Here is a 3,099-nt window from a genome sequence, read left to right on the forward strand (position 1 = left end):
AAACCCTTTCCGCCTTCATCTAGTCCGTCGCCGATCTGCTGCGGGGCGACTACCGACAACACGACTACGGCAAAGTCATCCTCCCCTTCACCGTGCTCCGCCGGTTGGACTGTGTGTTGGAGCCGACCAAGGCGGCCGTGCTAGCCGAACTGGCTGAGAAGACCAAGCAGGGCATCAACCCCGAACCCTTTCTGCGCCGCAAGGCCGGGGTGAACTTCTTCAACCAGAGCCCCATGGACCTGAAGAAGCTGCTGGGCGACCCGGACTACGTGGCACTGAACCTCACCACCTACATCCAGGGCTTCAGCCCCGAGGTGCGCGACATCTTCGACCCCGGCGGCCACCCAAACTCCCCCACTGATGGCCAACCCAAACTCCCCCACCTGAGTTGATCGGGGACAGGGGGTCAAAGCTGGCGCCGCCGGCACCTGTTGGCAGGACAGCAGTTCTGGTCTTCCCCGAGGGAAGGCCAAGGAGTGAATGTCTTGAAACCCAACCAACGGACCACCGTCTACACGCTGCTCGAGCGCGGCAGCACCCAGCGCGAGATCGCGCGCATCACTGGCATCGACCGTAAGACGGTCAGGAGCTACCAGCGCCGCTGGCAGGCTGAACAATCAAATTCCCCCAGGGTGGCCACCGGCTCAGATGCCGTGGCCGCTCAAACTCCTCCACCCTGGCCACCGGCTCCCTCATCTGCTTCAAACCCGGCGGCCACCTCCCTATGCGAGCCACACCGAGCCTTCATCGAAGCCCAGTTGCGCCTGCGTCGCAACGCCACGGCCATCTACCAGGACCTGGTCGACAGCCATGGCTTTGCCGGCCAGTACAACTCGGTCAAGCGCTTTGTGGCCCGGCTGCGCCACAAGGAACCCGAACAATTCGATCGCCTGTCCTTCCTGCCTGGCGAAGAGATGCAGGTGGACTACGGCGAAGGCGCGCCCACCCGGGTGCCAGGCAGTGACCGGTACCGCAAGCCACGCCTGTTCGTGGCCACGCTGCGCTACTCGCGGGCGAGCTTTCGCTGCGTGGTCTGGAAGTCCAGCCAGCAGGTCTGGGCCGAGTTGCACGAGCGCGCGTTCCGACACTTCGGTGGCTGCCCGCAGTACGTGGTGCTGGACAACCTCAAGGAGGGCGTCATCAAGCCCGACCTGTACGAGCCCGAGCTCAACCCGGTCTTTGCGGCCACCCTGGCGCACTACGGTGTGGTGGCCGACCCGGCCCGGGTGCGTGACCCCAACCGCAAAGGCACGGTGGAGAATGCCATTGGTCACACCCAGGCCACGGCCTTGAAGGGCCGACGCTTTGAGTCCATCGAGACCCAGAACGAGTTTCTGGCGCATTGGGAGCGCAACTGGGCGGCCAAGCGCATCCACGGCACCGAGCGGCGCCAGGTGCAAGCCATGTTTGAAGAAGAACGCCCGCACCTCAAGGCCTTGCCGCTGTTGGGCATGCAGTATTTCGAAGAGGTCCAGCGCACGGTGTGCGACGACAGTTGCGTGCGGGTGGATCACAGCAGCTACGCTGCTCGCCCGGCGGCCATCGGATCGAAGGTGAGGGTGCGCATCTTCGCCCAGCGCATCCAGCTCTTTGATCTGCAAACCGGCACCTTGCTGCGCAGCCACCCCAAGGCGCAGCGCCCCGGCACCGTGGTGCTGCCCCAGGATGAGCGGGTCTTCAACCCCTCGCGTGAGACACGCCTGATTCTGCGCCAGGCCGCCCAGATCGGCGAACACGCCGCCCGCCTGTGCCAGTTGCTGTTTGCCATCGAAGGCCGGGTGGGTCAGCGTAAGCTCTGGGGCATCGTCGGGCTGGCACGCCGCTACCCGGCGCACTGTATCGAGACGGCCTGTGCCCAGGCGCTGGAGCAAGGCATCTACAGCTACAAGCGCGTTCAGGCATTGAGCGAATCGCTCTTTGCCGACGCGCTTGAAGCCATCGAGGCCCATGCCGGCGGCGATGTGGCGCCCACCCCGGCCACGCTGACCCAGCAGCACGGGCTGATCCGCGATGCCCACGAGTACGGCGATTTGTTTGCTCACGCTGCCGCCTCGGCCATGACAACGGCCACGGCCGCCACCACACCAACGGCCACCACGCTAACGTCCACACAAGGGGGCCGGGCATGAACATGGTCGAGATCGAACGCGCGCTGCGCGAGTTGCGCCTCTCTGGCATTGCCGAGACCCTGTCGACCCGCGTGATGCAGGCCCAGGCCGCCCAGGAGCCCTTTCTGGAAACCTTCGCCGCCATGCTCCAGGACGAGCTGGACCGACGCCGTTCGCGCCTGATGGAGCGCCGCTACAAGCGCTCGGGGCTGGACGAGCGGGTCACCCTGGCCGACTTTGACTGGCGCTTCAACCCCAAGCTGCCCCGCTCAGCGTGCTTTGAGCTGCACACCCTGAAACTCATTGCCGAGGGCGCCAATGCGTTGATCGTGGGCAAGCCCGGCACCGGCAAGTCCCACATCGCCAAGGCCGTTGCCTACCAGGCCACGCTGGGCGGCCACGATGTGATTTACCTGGAGGCCGACACCGAGTTTGCCCGCTACGCGCTGGGCAGTGCCGCCGAGCGCGCAGCGCTGCTCAAGGCGTGGGTGGAGCCGGACTTGCTGGTGCTGGACGATCTGTTTCTGGCGCGGCGCATCAGCGAGCACGCCGCCGAGGTGCTGCAGGCCATCGTGCATCAGCGCTACAAGCTGCGCCGCGCCATCGTGGTGACCTCCAACCGGGTCGTGCAGGACTGGGGCCGCTACCTGGGCGACGCCACCATGGCCACCACCATCCTGGACCGCCTCATGCACCGCTGCACGATGCTGGAGTTCGAAGGCAAGAGCTACCGCCTCAAAGAGGCCGCCTCCCGCATCGCCATCAGCACCGAGTCGTCATAATCCGGCCAGTCTTGCCTGGGGGAATTTGGGGTGGCCACAGGTGGGGGAATTTGGACTGGCCATCGGGGCACAGGGCCTGTTGCGCCTTTGTTGCGGGGCAGTTGCGCCAGTAGGTCCCATTAGGGGCATCACGGAGTCCATCTGCACTGGCGATCAGAGTTGGCTTTTGCCGAGATCTGTATGGGACGCGGTTTTGCCCTTGGTAGTCT

The 3,099-nt window shown here is 65.2% G+C and carries 3 protein-coding genes; all 3 read left to right on the forward strand.

What is annotated here, in order from left to right; all coding sequences use genetic code 11:
• The first annotated feature begins 77 nt into the window (after window positions 1–77).
• The 3 genes from VFW84_RS15930 (at window position 78) to istB (ending at window position 2,890) form a co-directional block, all read left to right on the forward strand.
• Window positions 78–392: a type I restriction-modification system subunit M N-terminal domain-containing protein gene (locus VFW84_RS15930; protein WP_414639025.1), complete on the forward strand. Its 315-nt coding sequence runs from the start codon at window positions 78–80 to the stop codon at window positions 390–392.
• A gap of 84 nt (window positions 393–476) precedes the next feature.
• Window positions 477–2,129 (forward strand): IS21 family transposase, encoded by a 1,653-nt coding sequence (gene istA, locus VFW84_RS15935; RefSeq protein WP_329681451.1) that lies wholly within the window; start codon window positions 477–479, stop codon window positions 2,127–2,129.
• Window positions 2,126–2,890 (forward strand): IS21-like element helper ATPase IstB, encoded by a 765-nt coding sequence (gene istB, locus VFW84_RS15940; RefSeq protein WP_329681452.1) that lies wholly within the window; start codon window positions 2,126–2,128, stop codon window positions 2,888–2,890. The genes istA and istB overlap by 4 nt, the downstream gene beginning before the upstream one ends.
• Window positions 2,891–3,099 lie beyond the last annotated feature (209 nt).

This window comes from Aquabacterium sp., assembly GCF_036279655.1.
Classification (GTDB): Bacteria; Pseudomonadota; Gammaproteobacteria; order Burkholderiales; family Burkholderiaceae_C; genus Aquabacterium.